Source organism: Mucilaginibacter aureus (genome assembly GCF_053514885.1).
In genome coordinates, this window is the sequence record NZ_CP170601.1 from 997,940 (window position 1) to 1,015,165 (window position 17,226).

Below are 17,226 nucleotides of genomic sequence, written 5' to 3' on the forward strand. Positions count from 1 at the left end.
TATGATCAATGTATTTTATAAGGGGAACACAGTAGCATCTTGTATGCTTTTTATGTTGGCTTTTTTACCATTGATGGATCTCAAGGTTACCGTTGAAGCCTGGGGAGGCTTTAAAGTGTTCGATCTTTTTTGCTTTTACTGCCTCGTTTTTCTTTTAAAAGATTTTACCACCATCAACTTAAGCCAAAGAAATAATTTTTACCTGGCCCTTTTTGTTTTATTGTGTATCATCATTTTGATAGGTGGGCTTGCATCCGAGTTCCCGAATAAAACTTACTTAAACATCATCAAAATACTGCCCATATTTATATTCGCCAGATTTTTACTTACCGAGTGTTATAAAGATCCCACCTTTCATTCGCGTGCAATAAAAGCAATTAAAATCGGTTACTTAGGCGCATTGGCATTTTTGTTCGTTCAGTTTGTTATTGGGATAAAATTCACATTTTATCCCGGCTTAAACCCCAATGTTGTTGATCCGGTTTTTCACATTGTCAGGTACCCGGGCGTATTTTATGATTCGCAGGCTCACGGCCAGTACCTGGCTATGGGCAGCTTTTTATTCCTGTATACAGAACCTGGTGAAACCAGGAAAAATGTGATCTTAAATTACGGTGTGTTTGTTTTAGCTATCATAGCGATAAGTTTAGCGGGCAGCCGTGCGGCATTTGGTGGTTTTGCCATCGGAGCTTTCCTTACGTTTCTGATCGTCGCAAAACAATACAGGGTTTATGGAGTGATCGCGCTTGTTATCGGGTACTTTATTTTCACCAACTTATCTATCCATAACGGTGTGTTCGATCGCTCGAAAAATCTTTCCGAAGACTTTCTTTTCAGGCAGGGGATCTGGAACGAAGCTTTCGATATTTCAAAAAAACATCCTTACCTGGGCATTGGTTCGGGTAATTATCAAAACTACGTTATCCGCCATAACCAGGGCCAGTATCTCGAGATTGAAGACGGACAACTGGTCTATTTCGATCAGCCGGAAAATGGTTATTTAAAAATCATGGTCGAGCTGGGGTTTATTGGCTTTGCAGTATTCGCCTTGTTTATAATCGTTCCATTAATTAAAGGGTTTACACTTTTTTTAAAAGGCCTGGTAGATAAACAGATTGCCTTTTTAATTGCTGGCGTGATAAGTTGGCTCGTTGCCTTCAATACCGTTTATTCTATCTACGATAACCGTATCCTCATCATGGTTACCGTGCTCCTTGTTCTAATCATTTCCTATCCCCCTAAAAAACAGCATGAATACCCTTTGGTTGAAAAATCAGAAATATAAAATTCTCAACTCCTCGCTCATTCAAAATAGCGTATGGGGTATTGCTGCCAATGTATTGCAAATACTCTTTGTTTGCCTTTTTTTCGCCATTGTAGCGCGTAAATATTCACCTAACGAGTTCGGCAGTTTTTTAATTTCAACAACCGTCTATCAAATTGTTGCCGCGTTCTCCTCAATGGGTTTAGGCCAGTGGTTTATTCGGCAGTATGTATTAGAAGATGATAAGGTTGGGTTTATCAGCAAGTTTTTTAAAACGCAAATAGGCCTTGGTATACTTTTTTACTTTGTAAACATTCTTTTAGCGTACCTCATTTATCCGGATCCGCACATCAGGCTGCTTTGTATCATACTGGGCACCAACATTATATTCGATAACCTGATCAATGCCATCCGCACCTTGAATATTGCAGAGGGCCTGCAGAAAAAAACCGCGGTAATTTTAGTGATCGATGGCTTCTTTAAACTGCTTGTGGGCTGTTTATTATTTATACACCCCTTTTCTGCAGCTATTTTATCTGTTTGGATGATCGCCGTAAGGATATTGACGCTTGGCCTGTTCATTAAGCTCGGCTCATCAAACAGCATCACCTTAAAATTACTTTGGCTGGCTAAGATATCTTACGATGACCTGAAAATACTGATCATCAAAAACTGGCAGTTTATCGTCATCGGTAGTATATCCATCGTATACTGGAAGATCGGAAACATCATTATCTCTAAAATGTTAACGCTGGCAAACGTTGCTGATTATGAGATCGCGTTCCGCATTTTTTCGATACTTCAAATACTCCCGGTGATCGCTTCGGCCACCATCTATCCCCAGTTTATTAAATATTTTAATGAGCGAGATTATGCCGGACTTAAAAAATTTTACAAAAACATATTCCTGTTCTATACTTTTTTCGCCATTACCTCGTACGCCTTTATATACACGTTTGCCCCAACGATCATCCCCTTGTCGTTTGGCAAAAGTTATCCCGGCGCAATTGTGTGTTTGCAGCAAATGTTCTTAACGTTTTTGCTTTTACCGACGGTTTTATTACAGGCCAATTTATTGGTGACCATCGGTTTGGAAAAATTGGATATGTGGTTTAACATCATCAGCCTGGTGATCAACGTCGCCTGCTGCCTGGTAGGCCTGCATTATATTAAAGATTTGTCTGTAGTAAACTACGCCGTTTTTGGATCGTTTTTGGTATTCCATGTTTCGCAGGATATCGTTTTGATGCGCAAAAAGCTATTAGATGTTCAGCATTGTTTGTTTTTCTATTCTGCCATTCTGCTCACAGTTTGGTGTTGTTTTTATTTCGGTAAAAGCAGTCCGTACCTGTTTTTCCCCGTTTTCTTTGCAGTTATCATATTAATTGGGCTTGCTTCTTTTTTATTACAAAAAGGGCGATATGGTTTTCTCGGCTCTTTACAGGCTGCTTCATCTCAAAAAATAAAAGCATGGTAGCCCTTTCCATTATCATCCCGGTTTATAATAAGGAGCAATACGTCGACGAATGCATCCAATCGGTATTGAACCAGACGTTTACCGATTTCGAGCTTATTTTAGTGAACGATGGCTCAACAGATCAAAGCGGAGCTAAATGCAATTTTTACCGGGAGGCTGATCAAAGGGTAATGGTCATCCATCAGCAAAACGGCGGGGTATCATCAGCCAGGAATACCGGTATTAAGAACGCACACGGCAATTACATCGGTTTTATTGATAGCGACGATACTATAGCGCCCGATATGTACGAGTTGCTGATCAAAAATGCACTTAAATATGAAGCAGATATTTCTGTTTGCAGGTTGCAGGTAATCTTTCCGGGTAAAGTACTTTCGCCAAACCAGGCCGCGGGTCCGGTTGTTTTGGGACACGATGCCGCGTTAGCCGCCTGCTTAAAAGGCGACCTGGACCGAAGCGCGAATAATAAGATTTACAAAAGAAGCGTTGTGCAACATATCTGTTTTGAAGGAAGTATCTATGAAGACATCCTCTATACGTGCAAAGCTTTCTTGGAAGCACAAACTACGGTTTTCGAAAATGTAGTGAAATACAACTACCTCGTGAGGGACAACTCAACGAGTATGAGTGTTTTCAACCCTAAATACATCGAAACGATTGATGTTTCCACCGAGATGATCAAAATGGTTTCTATAAACCAACCCAACTGCTTGCCTTATGCGGAGGCTTTTGATGTGGTCGCCAACATTTCGCTATTAAACCTGTTGCTGCTTAATAGCGATAAACAATATGCAGTGTACTATGATCGGGTTGTAAACACCCTAAAAAAATATGCAGCATTTTTAAAAAGCACACCCTTAGTGGGCAAAAAACATAAATACGCCATCAAGGCGTTTCTGTTTTCTCCAAAGTTGTACACATGGGGCATGTATGCCTATTGCAGATTAACAGGAGCCGATGTGATCGGGCGCAGCAAAAAATCTTCGGATAAGCAGACAGCGCAAAGTAAATTACCAACGGCATGAGTTTTTTCAATTTTATCTTTCAGGACTGGCATGCTAATAAAGGTAATGTAAAAGGCCGGGTCATTCTGCTACTGTTTCGCATGGCTAATTTTTGCGCAACGCGAAGAATATATTATTACCTCGGTTTCCCGTATTTGTTGTTTTACCGTATCCTGGTCGAATGGTTTTTTAGCGTAGAGATACCCTGGAACACCAGGATCGGCAAAAACCTCGCGTTGTTTCACGGCCAGGCTTTGGTGATGAACAACCAGGTTGTCATTGGCGAAAACTGCACGCTCAGGCATTGCACAACCATTGGCAACAGGCAGTTACATGGCGGTGGCTTCACCGCTTCGCCGGTAATTGGCAATTATGTGGATATCGGTAGTAATTCCTGCATCATCGGCGCTATCGAAATTATGGATCATGCTAAAATTGGCAGCGGTGCAGTTGTTGTTAAAAGTGTGTCAGCTTACAGTACCGTAACGGGTAACCCGGGTATCGAACGAAAAAGAAAAGATATAAACCCAAGCACCGATCGTAATGAACAAGCCTAAAATACTTTTCAGCATCCCAACACGGCATCACGTGGAAATTGCCATGGATGAGCTTGATGGTTTACGAGACCTAGGGTATCCATGTGATTCATTTCCCTATGCAGCGAAAGAGGGCGTTTCGTCAAAAGCCGGCAGGATGCTGGTCATATTAAAAAACGCCATTACTTTAGTAAAAGCGGCGCGCCGGTTTAATCCGGATATTGTATATTTCAACTCACGTATCGAGGCCCTCGCCGGGTTTCGCGACTACTTAACTATCCGTTTATTCAAAGGTTTTTATCCTAAAAAGGTAAAATTCATCATCAAGTCGCACGGTTCTGATCTGGATGTATTTTTGAATAGTGGGAGGCTAACGAAATTGGCATCAGATTATTTAAGAAAGACCATTTCAGGTTGGCTTTTCTTATCACGGGAGGAAAAATCGATTGCCGATCAAAAAGGATATCTGCCGGAAAACAAAACATTCGTAACAAAAAACATAGTCAGGGCAGGTCACTTTAAACCCGACCCGGGATTTAAGCATAAGTTAAACATCCCCGACGAATGTAAAGTATTGCTCTTCGTTGGGCGCCTTATCAAAGAGAAAGGGATCTTTGAGGTGATCGAAGCTTTTGCTAAGACCAATAATAAAACCCAGGCGCGGTTGATTGTTGTGGGGTGGGGGCCCGAAGAAGAAAATATTAAGCATAGGTGTAATGATTTAGGGATCTCGGCAAACGTAATTTTTACAGGCTTCATCCCCGAAACGGAGGTGGTTGCCTTTTATTCAAACTGCGACCTCCTGGTTTTTCCAACCTATTTCCCCGAAGGGTTTCCAATGGCACTGTTTAATTCGGTTGCCGCCGGCCTGGGTGTAATTACCACAAAAACAAGGGCCGCCGCCGATTTTTTAACGGAGCCTGAAAACTGTATTTGGGTAGATCCTAAAGACAGTTTAAATGTCTGTAAGGCGATCAACTTATTAGTGGAATCACCCTCGTTGATGATGGAGATGAAAACCAATAATAAACAATTGGGAAAACTATTTACCAAAGAGCAGGTTTCGTTAGAACTGGCATCTACCATCAATCAAATCCATCAATCTTAATGTCCGCTATCGCTTTAATAAAAAAAATCAGGAACGAGTTTTTGCGACGGATAATTTATCGCAGGTATAATATCGGTCCGGGGTTTCATGCCGGTGCACGGGTTAGGATCTGGGGCAAGCAAAAGATCGTTATCGGCAAAAACTTTTATATCGGCCGCGATTCGTTTATCGAAAGCGATGCGATAATTGGCGATAATGTCATATTTGGCAATCGTGTGGCGTTGGTTGGCAGGTACGATCACCATTACCAGCAAATTGGCATACCCATCCGTTTAGCCTCGCAAATACGCGATGAAGATTATCAATGGTTAGGCTTGAATAATGTGACCATAATAGAGGACGATGTTTGGGTAGGATATGGAACAACTTTAATGAGCGGCATTACCATTAAAACCGGAAGCATCATCGCCGCGGGGGCTGTGGTAACGCACGATGTAGAACCGTACTCAATTTACGCCGGTGTCCCGGCAAAAAAGATCAAAGATCGCTTTAACTCTCCCGAAGAGTTAGCCTCACACATAGATTTGATCAACAAAAACCCTTGTACGTAAACTGTTCATAAATAGTTTTACGATTAATCATTTTTATTCGCGATAAATTAATTTTTGGAACAGACTTTGTATTTAAACTTGAAAGAAAATTTAGGCTGTTTTTTAGAAAATTATTAATTCTGATTGATAATAAAATTAATTACCAAAAAACCGCAACTACACTTTTAATTTTAGAGGACCGGTGGCGATCTAATATTTTTAATTAGAACTATTAATTTAAAATGAAACAGATTGTACCTGCCATTATACAAACGATACCGGAAGAAAACTTTTCTGAATACAGACTATTTAACCATACCTTAAACGAGCTGCCTGATAAATCCTCGATACTGGTTAACACCATCAACCAATATTCGTATTGCATAGCCAACGAAGACAGTGATTTTAAAGAGGCGTTAATAAAATCCGACGTATTGCTCCCCGACGGGATCGGGGTGGTATTAGCTGCGAGATTACTTACCGGCGAAAAAATGAAAAAAATAGCCGGCGCAGATCTTCACGACCACTTGCTGCAAAAGCTGAACGAAAGATCGGGAAGCTGCTTTTACCTTGGCGCCTCCAATGCTACATTGAAGATAATAACCGAAAGAATGGCGGTTGATTATCCTAAAATCAAAGTCGGGTCGTACTCACCGCCCTTTAAGCCCGAATTTAGCGACGACGATAATAAACGCATGATCGACGAAGTGAATGCATTTAAACCCGATGTGCTATTTGTAGGCATGACGGCGCCCAAGCAGGAAAAGTGGACCTATAAACACAAAGATGAATTACAGGCTAAAATAATTTGTACCGTAGGTGCTGTTTTTGATTTTTATGCCGGCACAATAGAAAGGCCGGGAAAGATCTGGATAAAGTTTGGCTGCGAATGGTTGGGCAGATTGATACACGAACCTAAGCGGTTATGGCGAAGGTACTTGTACTTTGGGCCTATGTTTGTTTGGTTGGTAGTGAAAGAAAAACTTAGGCAATTTACTTTGTTTAAAGGTATAGAGGCGGGTATTTACGCGTTAAACCCACGTGGTGCTAATTTGATAAGATAGTCACTATTTGATGTCGTGATGACCTTTTATAGCTGTTTTACCTGGTAAAATAGCTGCCGCAAGATAGCTTGAACGCGATTTAATATCGACTATTATTGCCGTTTTGGATGGTTTTTGGTTGCTTTCAACCAACACGATTGAGGCATATGGCTCCAATACTACTTTTCCATAGTAATCATTGTTATAAACATCTACGTAGTGTTTATTTAGTTTTACCGTTTTCACGACGTTTGAAGCATTATATTCAAAAAATATAGACCGCATAGTAGGTAGCTCTGTCGAAAACTCATCCTTTCCATACACCGATTTCCACCTGGCCAGGTCAAAATTCTGCGAGCTTCCCTTACCCATTTTAACAACTGTTGTTTTAATGCCGGGCAGCTCTTTTTTGGGTTGATAATAAAAATTACTGTCTAATTCTCCGAATGCGTTAATATCATCCTGGTGAGTAGTAAATTTAGCGGTAGCCTGTAGATCGCTCAACGATAAAAAGGTATTTTTATGGATTTGGTTATTCCTGATCAACGTGCTTGTAGCTAAATAATGGTCTTGCTCTAACCGTAACTGAACACCATTATTAACCACTATGTTATTTTGGATATTGATGTCCTTAGCATTATGGATTTTGATGCCATTGTTGGCACATAGCGATACCGTATTATTGCTAATAAAAACACTCTCTGTATTGTCGTCAATATAAATACCTTCAGCTTGTAGGCTTTTGTTTGATCCGCCACCCTGCGCATTTCCAACCCCGTGAACGATGATGTTGCCGATTACGCGCTTATGGATGGTTTTAGACCAGTCGCCGATATATATACCCGCGCCGTCGTCTTTGGTCAGGCAAAAATAAGTGATGTAATTATTTTTCGCGATGGACGAATTACCGCCAAAATAAATGCCGTTATAGCCGATACTATCGATCCTGTTTTTTTCGATTCTTGTATTATCGCCAAAAGATGTGATTCCCTCATACGTACCCGATCCGCTTTTACCCATCCCGGCGTACAAGCCGATGTTTTTTATGGTGCTGCCCATAATTTCGGAGTTGATGCAACCAATATCTAAATTAACACCACCGCTTAAAGCATGGTTAATGCTGCAGTTTTGCAGGCTAAAAAAAGGCGAATATGATGCTAAAACAGCCTCGGCGCCCGAATTTTCAATATTACAGTTTTTTAGCGTGATCTTCTTGGCCTGCACCAAATTAAATGCAGAACCTCCGGATCCGGTAAAAGTCAGGTCTTCAAACGAGATATAATTGTACCTTGTAACATTAACCAGGCTTTTTATTGTACTTACGTTGATGCTTAATGAAACAGGGTTTTGTTTACCCAGGTAAACCATTATCGCGTTACGCTTTTTGTCAAAAAACCATTCCCCAAACTGATCGAGCGTTCTCTCGCTGTTTTGAATAAAGTAACCGTATCCATCAGTAGGTATCGCTTTATTGCCAATCGCATATGTAATATTACCTGCCGATTGACCGGTTATTTCGCTCTTGTCAATGGTCCACCTGTTTTTTCTGATCACGATATCGGCATTTGTCCAGTTCACAATATCACTCAGCTCATTATCTGTAATTGACGAGTTATCATGATGCGACTGGTACGTCAAATACCCCGAGTTCGGGTAGCGGCCAACCGCCTCCTGTAGTCCGTTTATAATTAAATTACCTTCGTTTTTATCACAAAAACTTTCGTAAATGCCAGGCCGCACAAGCTTCCAATTTGGAAGTTTTGAGGATCCGGTTATCTGGGGTTTAACGCCCTGGCCGTAGGCCCCAAAGTATATCGGAGCAAATACCGCACCCGATTTTGCTGCTATAATACTACCATAAAATGTTTCACCTCTTTTAAAAAGTACAGAATCACCCACGTTAAGCTCATGAAAATAGGCGTTCAGTTTATTTAAACTCTTCCAGGGAGTACCAGGGTTACGGGCCTGCTCACTGCTGTAATCATCGCTTCCGGATAATGCTGAAAAATAATAAGTAGAGGCTATTGAACGATGAGATAAGACGGTAAAAGCAAACATAAATACGAGCAATAAATATTTATTGCTATTAATCGATCTGTAACCAGCTGTGTATTTCATCGTTATGTATCGTATTATAGATTTTTATATCAATCAATAGTCAAAAACTAATAACAGGTATCACATTTAAAGAGATCACACACCTTGATAGCTAATTACTCTCGGCGGGAGTGTGATATTCTACTTGTACGATAAATATAGAAAGAATGTTTAGATAAAGATCAAAAAAATGTCCTATAAAAAAACTTTTTGTTCTAATAGGTATACAAATTTAACTTTTGCAATAAATGAGCCGCAAATTTGGTTAATCATTGATTAATTAAATTTCCTTTGGGCGACTTCGCTGGATGAAGGTCTCACGGACCTACGATCTATATAAATTTAGAGGTAATACAGTGATAAACAAACGTTAATATTTAATCTATTTTGGAAAAGCCATTCCCCGTTAAACAATTAACAGTTAATAAAATAAATTTAAATGAGAATTTTTATAAAGATTAACTGCTGTCCGATTATTTTTGGCACAGTTTTATTTTGAGAGATTAATTACTTTTCTGTATCCGCACGCTCTGGGGTTGAGAACGTTTTACCTTTTTTCAATGCGTCTAATTGCGATTGTAAGGTTTTGATCATGAAGTCATCTTCCACATTCGAAATATAATTAACAAAACCATCACTGCTTTCAGTATCAAAAGCAATCAATGCAAATCCACAACCAGGGATGATATTTTTCATCAATTCGGCTAACTCCCGCATTTTTTGACCGTCAATTTTACCCGAAAGCGCGCTCATTTTAAGTAATTTATAACAATTGTAATTTAGTAGTAACAAGTTCTAATTACAATACTACGAATTTATATGAAATACTTCCTCAATAAGTTTTCTTATAATACTAATAAATAATAAAATTGCATTAAAGGAAACACTGGTTATTTTATCGAAATATCACAGTAAAAATATCATAGTGTTAAACACACCTGAGCTAAAGTAGCACTCGAACTTAATTCAGTTGATTAAAACATTCCGTATTCGAGCATACCCATGTTTGATAATCTTATCGCCATAGCACAATCGCTTACTTTAAAGCATTTAGCAAGCGAATGTACAGCATCTTCGTGCTCTAAAGAACGTGCGAAATGTCGAACTTTTTGAGGGTTTGACAATGATTGAAAGTTTATCCAAAGAAGTTTTTTGTGATATTTAAACTTAATAAACGAGTCAGGCTTAACTTTTGAATAGTTTCGGACTTCTCAGACTATTTATTTTCATGTTCTATAAGCTTAAACGTGTAAAAAACGTTGTATAAGTACAATGGGTAAAATTTTCTGTACCCCAATTGTCGATTTATCTAAAATTCCTCCCCTTATAAAACACATCCTTTGCAGGTACTTTATCCCGAGGGGTATTCCGTTCGTTGGCAACCGGCGCTGTAGTTTCATCGGCACGGGCCAAGCTCAATATCGGCAGATCGATGTTGTTTGCAGCAGTTAGGCCGCTCAATAAACCATTCAGGTTAAAACATCGCTGCACAATAACGTGTACAACCTCGCCTTCCCGCTCTAACTTACCCTCAACCATTAACAGCTTTGATTGTACGATCTCTTTACGGTATTTGTCGAACAGCTTTTGGAACACAACCAGGTTTGATACACCGAATTCGTCCTCAATGGTAATAAAAACAACACCCTTAGCTGTGCCGGGCCTTTGCCGAACCAATACCAATCCGGCCACTTTTATCATATCGCCGTGTTTAACATCATTCAGATCGGCAGTTGAGCTAACGCGTAGCAAGTTTAGTTTCTCGCGCACAAAACTAACCGGGTGCGCTTTAATGGATAAGGAAGTAGCTGCATAATCCTGTACCACATGCTCGGATGGTGTCATCAATGGTAGGGTGACTTGTGTTTCAATCGCACTTTCAGAAGGCTGGCCTTCAAATAAGGCAACCGGGCTGTCAGCCAATGCCGATACTTCCCAAAGAGCTTGTCGACGGTCAATACCGATTGAACGAAAAGCATCTGCATCGGCCAGTTTTTCTAATGTGGCTAATGATACACCCGCACTCAATAATTCGGGAATGGTGACATAGCTTTTTAGACGGGAATTCACCAAACCTTGTACATCCTCATCGCTAACACCTTTTATATGCCGGAAGCCGAGCCGGATAGCATGGTATTTGCCACCCTTTTCTTCCATAACATTATCCCAAAACGAGTAGTTAATATCAACCTCGCGCACCACAACGCCATGCTTACGGGCATCAATAACCAACTGCGCTGGCTGGTAAAACCCCATTGGTAAGCTATTGAGTATCGCTGTAGCAAATACATCGGGATAATAGCATTTAAGCCAACAGGAAACATAAACCAATAGTGCAAAGCTTACTGCATGGCTCTCGGGGAAACCGTAGCTGCCAAAACCTTCCAACTGTTTAAACACCCGTTCTGCAAAGGTGCGTTCGTATCCGTTTTTCACCATCCCCTCTACCAACTTCATTTTATGTTTGCTAACCTGCCCCTGCGCTTTAAAAGTAGCCATGCTGCGCCTTAATTCGTCCGCTTCGGCTGGGGTATAACCAGCGGCAACAATGGCAATCTCCATTGCCTGTTCCTGGAATAGCGGTACGCCTAAAGTACGCCCCAATATTTCTTCCAACTCTTTAGACGGGTATTCAATCGGATCGATACCGTCGCGCCTGCGCAGGTATGGATGCACCATATCACCCTGTATCGGCCCCGGCCTTACGATAGCCACTTCGATCACCAGATTATAAAAGCATTGTGGCTTTAATCGTGGTAACATCGACATTTGCGCCCGGCTTTCTATCTGAAATACTCCGATGGTATCGGCATGGCTTATCATATCATAAACAACCGGGTCGTCCTGCGGTATGTTGGCTAAAGTGAGGTTAAGATCATAGTGCTTTTTAGCCAGGTCAAAAGCTTTACGGATGCAGGTGAGCATACCCAGCGCCAGTACATCAACCTTTAAAAAACCCAAAGCATCTATATCATCCTTATTCCACTCGATGCAGGTACGATCTTCCATACGGGCGTTCATGATCGGGCAAAGGTCTGATAGTTTTCCCTCGGTAATTACAAACCCGCCGGTGTGCTGACCAAGCTGACGGGGAAAGCCCATCATTTGCGCAGTTAACTCTAAAGTTTTACGTAAGTGCGGATCTTCAGGTAATTTGATCTCATCAAAATCCCATGCCGTACCTGATAATTGATTTATCGTATCAACAGACAGGCCCATAGCTTTCCCGACATCTTTAATTGCACCTTTATGGTGTAATTGGGTAACTGTAGCTACAATAGCCGCCCTGTCGCGCCCATATTTGTTGTAGATGTATTGCATTACTTCCTCACGGCGCTCGTGCTCAAAATCTACGTCGATGTCAGGCGGTTCGTCGCGCGCATCCGACATAAAGCGGGCAAAAAGTAGCTTGAATTTGGTAGGATCGACCGAGGTGATCCCCAAACAATAACAAACTACCGAGTTAGCTGCCGACCCCCGGCCCTGGCATAAAATGTTCTGATCACGTGCAAAACGCACATAATCGTAAACCGTCAGGAAATAAGAAGCGTAATCCTTCTTTTCCATAAAGGCCAGTTCTTCTTCAATTTGAACTTTTATCTTTTCAGGGATATGATCACCAAAAAGTTCTTTCGCACCTTTCCATGTCAGGTAAACTAATTCTTCCTGCGTGGTACGGCCACTTGGCGTTAACTCCTTCGGATAAACATATTTCAGGCTATCGAGCGAGAAATTACAGGCTTCGGCTATAACTTCGGTATTATGCAGCGCATCCGGATATTGACGAAACAGGCGGTGCATTTCATCAATTGATTTTAAATGCCGCTCTGCGTTTTGGTATAACCTAAAACCTGCATTCTGGATGGTGCATTTTTCGCGTACACAGGTTAATATATCCTGTAACTGTCGCCGCTCAGGATGATGATAATACACATCATTAGTCGCTACCATTGGTACACCCAATTGCGATAAGCGGTAAAGTTTTTTGGCATCATCGCCGGTATAAGACCGGCTTGCCGCGATATAGAGGTCGTTGCCTAATGCCTCACGATATTCCTTTAAATCGTCTTTAAAAGACGCTTCAAAATCAAATAACGTATTTAGTGTCGCCGGTGGAACAACAACAAATTTGATACCCTTAGCATGGGCATATACATCAGCACGATATAAATGACAATCTCCTTTTTCGGCTCTCAAATTGCCTGTGGTTAACAGGGCCGATAGCCTGCTGTATGTTTGTGTGTCTGTAGGGTAAGCTAACAAGCTTGGGCCATCCAATAAATCAAGCCTGCAAGCCGGAATAAACCCGATGTCTTTTGCTTTGGCAGCCACATGTGCACGGACTATGCCCGCTAATGAGTTCCGGTCAGTAACGGCAATTTTGGTATAACCATACGCTGCTGCCTGCTCCACTAATTCATCAGGGTGCGATGCTCCACGCAGAAAGCTAAAGTTGCTGGTTACCTGTAGTTCTGTGTATTTCATGCAAAATAACCGTGAATAAACCATTGCTGGTTGGTGTGCTCCTGGTAGTGCCCTGCCCTGAACAACCAATAGCGCTGCCCGTTTTCATCTTCTACATAATAATAATCGCGGTGCTCTCCGGCATCCAGCCACCATTCGCGCTCGATACGCTCAGGGCCATCGGCCTTTTTTATTTTATGTGTTTTACCCTTGTAAATAAACAGCATGGGCGGGTAATCGGGTATGGGTGCGGTTACTTCAATCTTTTCCGGCCAAGGCAAAAGCTGTGTCGGCCGCGGTTTATCAATACGCCAGTTTGTAGTGGGTTTTTCCTGGAGAGAGGGCGCAAGCCTAACAGATCGTTCGGGCCAGTAATGTTCATCGGGTAAATACCTGTGTATCGCATCGGCTCCAACTTTGCCGGCCAAACGGTCGAGCAGTTCTGCAATATTCAAATCCTCCAAACCGGGTTTGCCGGCCCATAACGCCTCCTGTACCGGGTCTACATCTTCAACTTTGGGAGCTTCGAGGGTAAACAACTCTATCCCTAAAGCCGGTTCAATGGTATTTATTTTGAGTTCAAATAGTTTAAAAAGATGAGGTATATGATATGTTGCCCGGTTAGTGCCTATATCTACCGATATAGTTTTACCATCAATACGGTAACATTTCAGTATGGCAGTACGCAAACCTTTGCCTTCCTGCTTTAACCGCTGGCATAGCATCTCCAATAGTTTAGTAATGGCTATTTCAATACCTGTTGCCGTGCAGATCGGTTCCAAACACGGCAACCGCTCTTCGTATGGTTGAATGGGGCGTAATGGCGTAATAGGTTCATCCTCTAAACCTAAAGCCTGCCTTAATCTCAACAGAAACGGCTCGCCAAAACGTCTGCGTAAAACCGAACGGGGCATATTGATAAAACTCTTAATACTGGTTAAGCCCAATTTTTGTAAGCGTTGCAAAGTTGCCGGTTCAAGGCGTAGCGCTGCGGATGGCAATGTTAACAATGCCGCAGTGTGCCCGTTGCTTTCAATGATCGGTGTTATTTGCCCGAAACGGGTAACGGCCCATGCTGCACCTACGGTATCGGCCATAGCCGCACGGACATCATAGCCTTTGCTTCGTAGCCGGGTAACTATTTCTTTCAGGTACTGTCTCTCGCCGCCCCACAAATGCGTACAGCCACTTACATCCAGTATCAAACCATCCGGCAGATCTACAGCAATAATGGGCGTATAACGGATGCACCACTCACCCAATGCTTTTAATAGTTTGGCAGCCTTTCCGGGTATCTCATCGATCACCTGCACATCAGGAACAATCGCTTTTGCATCGGCTACGGCCATGCCGCAGCTTATCCCTTGTTCTTCTGCCAGTTTATTGGTTGCTGTAATAATCAACCTGCTGTGATCCTTAACAGCAAAAACGATCGCTTCCTGTTGAAGGGCCGGCCGTTTGATAGTTAACCAGTCGGTCAATAAATGCCGGAACCATATCGTAACAAAGCGTTTTTGCATCTCCTCATCCTACCTTTCTGCTTTGCTGTGCTATATTTACATGCTTTCTGACCGGCACAAAACCGCCTGCCGACCACTCCAGTTGAAATATCCCCGGATTGCCGTTGCGCACTTTTAATAACTCAACATTCCATCGCGGGAAACCGACACCTGGCATACCATGCTCCAATTCGCTTGGTAACGGACTGATCTTCCATCGGGCCACACAGGTTGTAGAAGTAAGCTTGCGCATATCGGTACGAAGTACAAAACCTGTTACTTTGCTTTTCTCAACAGCTAATTGTAACCTACGCGATTGTGCAAACGTTATTTCACGTAATTCGCCGATAACCGCTGCAAGGCCCTCGCATTTCAGCGCTTCTTCCATTGCCCATAACACATCCCGTTCGCGTTTCAGATCAATAAAAATAATGCGATCAGGTTCAACGCCAAAAGTTTTTAAGGCCGGCGGGAAAAGCGTACGCGATGCGCTGATCCACAAACATGCGCCGCCATTTTGCATTAAGGTAGTCAGCAAACCTGCAATAAATCCACCCGAGGCTGCCGCATGTTCCTGCCCGGCATTTAAAAACTCGTGTATCGCCCCTAATGGAAAAACACCGTTTGGGAATGCACCCTCAACAGCTCCTAAACCGATCTTTTCACAGGTATCTACCGGCGCTTTAAACCCCTGCAAAAGCAAAATCTGTTCTTGCAACTGATTGATGATCTGCTTTTTGGCATCGTACATATACTTTCAAATTGGGGAGCATAAAGATATGCTAATATTTTTAGCATTTTGTATAAATAATTACAAAAAAGTTTTCGCTTTGTTTTGATGATGCACAACACTTATTTAGGTCAGAGGCAAATCATTCGTGTCATTCCGACTCATTCGCGCACCATCTAGTTCACTACGACTTTACCTATTGCGTTAGCCATCAAACAAAAAAACGCAGTTCCTGTATATAGAAACTGCGTATCGGTGGTCCTTAGACTACAAAACCCGAACTCTTTTATAGGTGATTTGCATTGTGCGGCGGGTTTGGAGAAATAAATATGGTGCGGTGATCGTACCGATCATAGGCTAATATCCATATACCCATCTATGGGAGGCCAAAGGCCGTTCCAGAATCCTTACGGACCAACGTGGATGATCGTCTTCCCCTTGACCCGATTGGTTGGATTGAAGGCAGCAACAGCGTCGTCAAGTTTAACGATGTTGCCAATATTCGTTCTCAGACGCCCCTCCCGGAACCTCCGGACGATTTCTCCCAACTGGGCGCGATCTGCTTCCACTACAAAATCATTAACCAGTCCCCCGGTCGGCCGCGCCTCACTCGCACCGGTAACGGTCACCAGCGTTCCTCCAGCACGAATCAAGCCCGCTGACCGTTTCGCGATGTCGCCGCCAAGGACATCAAAAACCAGATCGACTTGGCCGACATCTTCCAAGGCATCTTTATCAAGGTCAATGAACTCTTGTGCGCCGAAACCGAGCGCCGACTGACGGGCAGAACCACGCCCGGTGCCAATGACGTACGCACCGGCCTCACGTGCGAGCTGAACCGCCATCGAACCGACTATGCCAGCCGCACCATGTACAATTACGCTTTGCCCCGCCCGAAGGCGGCCGTGGTCAAACAGTCCTTGCCAAGCGGTCAAGCCTGACATTACGAGAGCAGCACCCTCCGTAAAGTCAACATCGCCCGGCAGTGGCGCGAGGTTGCGTGCCTCGACGGCCACATATTCTGCCAGGGTGCCGTTGCGATACCAGTCCGTAAGGCCAAATACCCGCTGTCCCACAGACAGTCCTGTTGTGCCATAACCCAGTGCGGTGACCACTCCGGCCAGTTCGTGGCCGGGGATAGACGGCGTACGGTCATTACCGGCGCGATCTGTCCAGGTCGACGGCCAGGATAGTTCATCCCCTGTGATACTCGACGCATAAACCTGAACAATAACGTCGTTAATCGCTGCTTGTGGCTCAGGCCGCTCCACAAGTTTCATCCCGGCTGTTCCAGCAGCCTTATCTGTTACAACGATTGCTTTCATAACAAACCTCCTTTTTTGTTCATTAGCAAACACTCCACTTAATGGAATGACCTTACCGTAAACTACCGTTTTTAGTTTTTAAAGTTAGAATTTATCATTTAACTATCCAAAAAATCGCTCTCTATAGACCACAAGATCCCCACTATGGA

General features: G+C 42.7%; 13 protein-coding genes. 7 read left to right on the forward strand and 6 right to left on the reverse strand.

Annotated features, from left to right (window positions below):
- The first annotated feature begins 73 nt into the window (after positions 1 to 73).
- The 7 genes from ACFGVR_RS04205 to ACFGVR_RS04235 all read left to right on the forward strand — a co-directional run bounded on the left by ACFGVR_RS04205 (position 74) and on the right by ACFGVR_RS04235 (position 6,983).
- Positions 74 to 1,285 carry an O-antigen ligase family protein gene (locus ACFGVR_RS04205; RefSeq protein WP_448701367.1) on the forward strand — a complete coding sequence of 404 codons (1,212 nt, stop codon included), beginning with the start codon at positions 74 to 76 and terminating at the stop codon, positions 1,283 to 1,285.
- Positions 1,251 to 2,741 (forward strand): oligosaccharide flippase family protein, encoded by a 1,491-nt coding sequence (locus ACFGVR_RS04210; RefSeq protein WP_448701368.1) that lies wholly within the window; start codon positions 1,251 to 1,253, stop codon positions 2,739 to 2,741. The genes ACFGVR_RS04205 and ACFGVR_RS04210 overlap by 35 nt, the downstream gene beginning before the upstream one ends.
- On the forward strand, positions 2,735 to 3,766 hold the full coding sequence (locus tag ACFGVR_RS04215) for a glycosyltransferase (protein WP_448701369.1): 1,032 nt from the start codon (positions 2,735 to 2,737) through the stop codon (positions 3,764 to 3,766). The genes ACFGVR_RS04210 and ACFGVR_RS04215 overlap by 7 nt, the downstream gene beginning before the upstream one ends.
- Positions 3,763 to 4,302, forward strand: a complete 540-nt coding sequence (locus tag ACFGVR_RS04220; protein WP_448701370.1) for a serine acetyltransferase — start codon at positions 3,763 to 3,765, stop codon at positions 4,300 to 4,302. Before ACFGVR_RS04215 ends, ACFGVR_RS04220 begins: the two co-directional genes overlap by 4 nt.
- Positions 4,289 to 5,389 (forward strand): glycosyltransferase family 4 protein, encoded by a 1,101-nt coding sequence (locus ACFGVR_RS04225; protein ID WP_448701372.1) that lies wholly within the window; start codon positions 4,289 to 4,291, stop codon positions 5,387 to 5,389. Before ACFGVR_RS04220 ends, ACFGVR_RS04225 begins: the two co-directional genes overlap by 14 nt.
- The gene (locus ACFGVR_RS04230) at positions 5,389 to 5,940 is read left to right on the forward strand and encodes an acyltransferase (protein ID WP_448701373.1); all 552 of its coding nucleotides are present in this window, start codon (positions 5,389 to 5,391) and stop codon (positions 5,938 to 5,940) included. Before ACFGVR_RS04225 ends, ACFGVR_RS04230 begins: the two co-directional genes overlap by 1 nt.
- Positions 5,941 to 6,161: 221 nt before the next feature.
- Entirely contained in the window at positions 6,162 to 6,983 is an 822-nt protein-coding gene (locus ACFGVR_RS04235) for a WecB/TagA/CpsF family glycosyltransferase (RefSeq protein ID WP_448701374.1), read from the forward strand.
- 3 nt (positions 6,984 to 6,986) lie between these two features.
- Here ACFGVR_RS04235 and ACFGVR_RS04240 read toward each other — a convergent pair whose 3' ends face one another.
- From ACFGVR_RS04240 to ACFGVR_RS04265, 6 genes are all read right to left on the reverse strand, one after another.
- Entirely contained in the window at positions 6,987 to 9,020 is a 2,034-nt protein-coding gene (locus tag ACFGVR_RS04240) for a right-handed parallel beta-helix repeat-containing protein (RefSeq protein WP_448701375.1), read from the reverse strand.
- Between the two features lie 546 nt (positions 9,021 to 9,566).
- Positions 9,567 to 9,812, reverse strand: coding sequence for a hypothetical protein (locus tag ACFGVR_RS04245; protein WP_448701376.1), 246 nt, complete (start codon positions 9,810 to 9,812; stop codon positions 9,567 to 9,569).
- Positions 9,813 to 10,364: 552 nt separating this feature from the next.
- The gene (locus ACFGVR_RS04250; RefSeq protein ID WP_448701377.1) at positions 10,365 to 13,544 is read right to left on the reverse strand and encodes an error-prone DNA polymerase; all 3,180 of its coding nucleotides are present in this window, start codon (positions 13,542 to 13,544) and stop codon (positions 10,365 to 10,367) included.
- Positions 13,541 to 15,043, reverse strand: a complete 1,503-nt coding sequence (locus ACFGVR_RS04255) for a Y-family DNA polymerase (RefSeq protein WP_448701378.1) — start codon at positions 15,041 to 15,043, stop codon at positions 13,541 to 13,543. The genes ACFGVR_RS04250 and ACFGVR_RS04255 overlap by 4 nt, the downstream gene beginning before the upstream one ends.
- A gap of 4 nt (positions 15,044 to 15,047) precedes the next feature.
- The gene (locus ACFGVR_RS04260; RefSeq protein ID WP_448701379.1) at positions 15,048 to 15,773 is read right to left on the reverse strand and encodes an ImuA family protein; all 726 of its coding nucleotides are present in this window, start codon (positions 15,771 to 15,773) and stop codon (positions 15,048 to 15,050) included.
- A 386-nt stretch (positions 15,774 to 16,159) separates the two neighbouring features.
- Positions 16,160 to 17,077 (reverse strand): NADP-dependent oxidoreductase, encoded by a 918-nt coding sequence (locus ACFGVR_RS04265; RefSeq protein WP_448701380.1) that lies wholly within the window; start codon positions 17,075 to 17,077, stop codon positions 16,160 to 16,162.
- Positions 17,078 to 17,226: the final 149 nt, after the last annotated feature.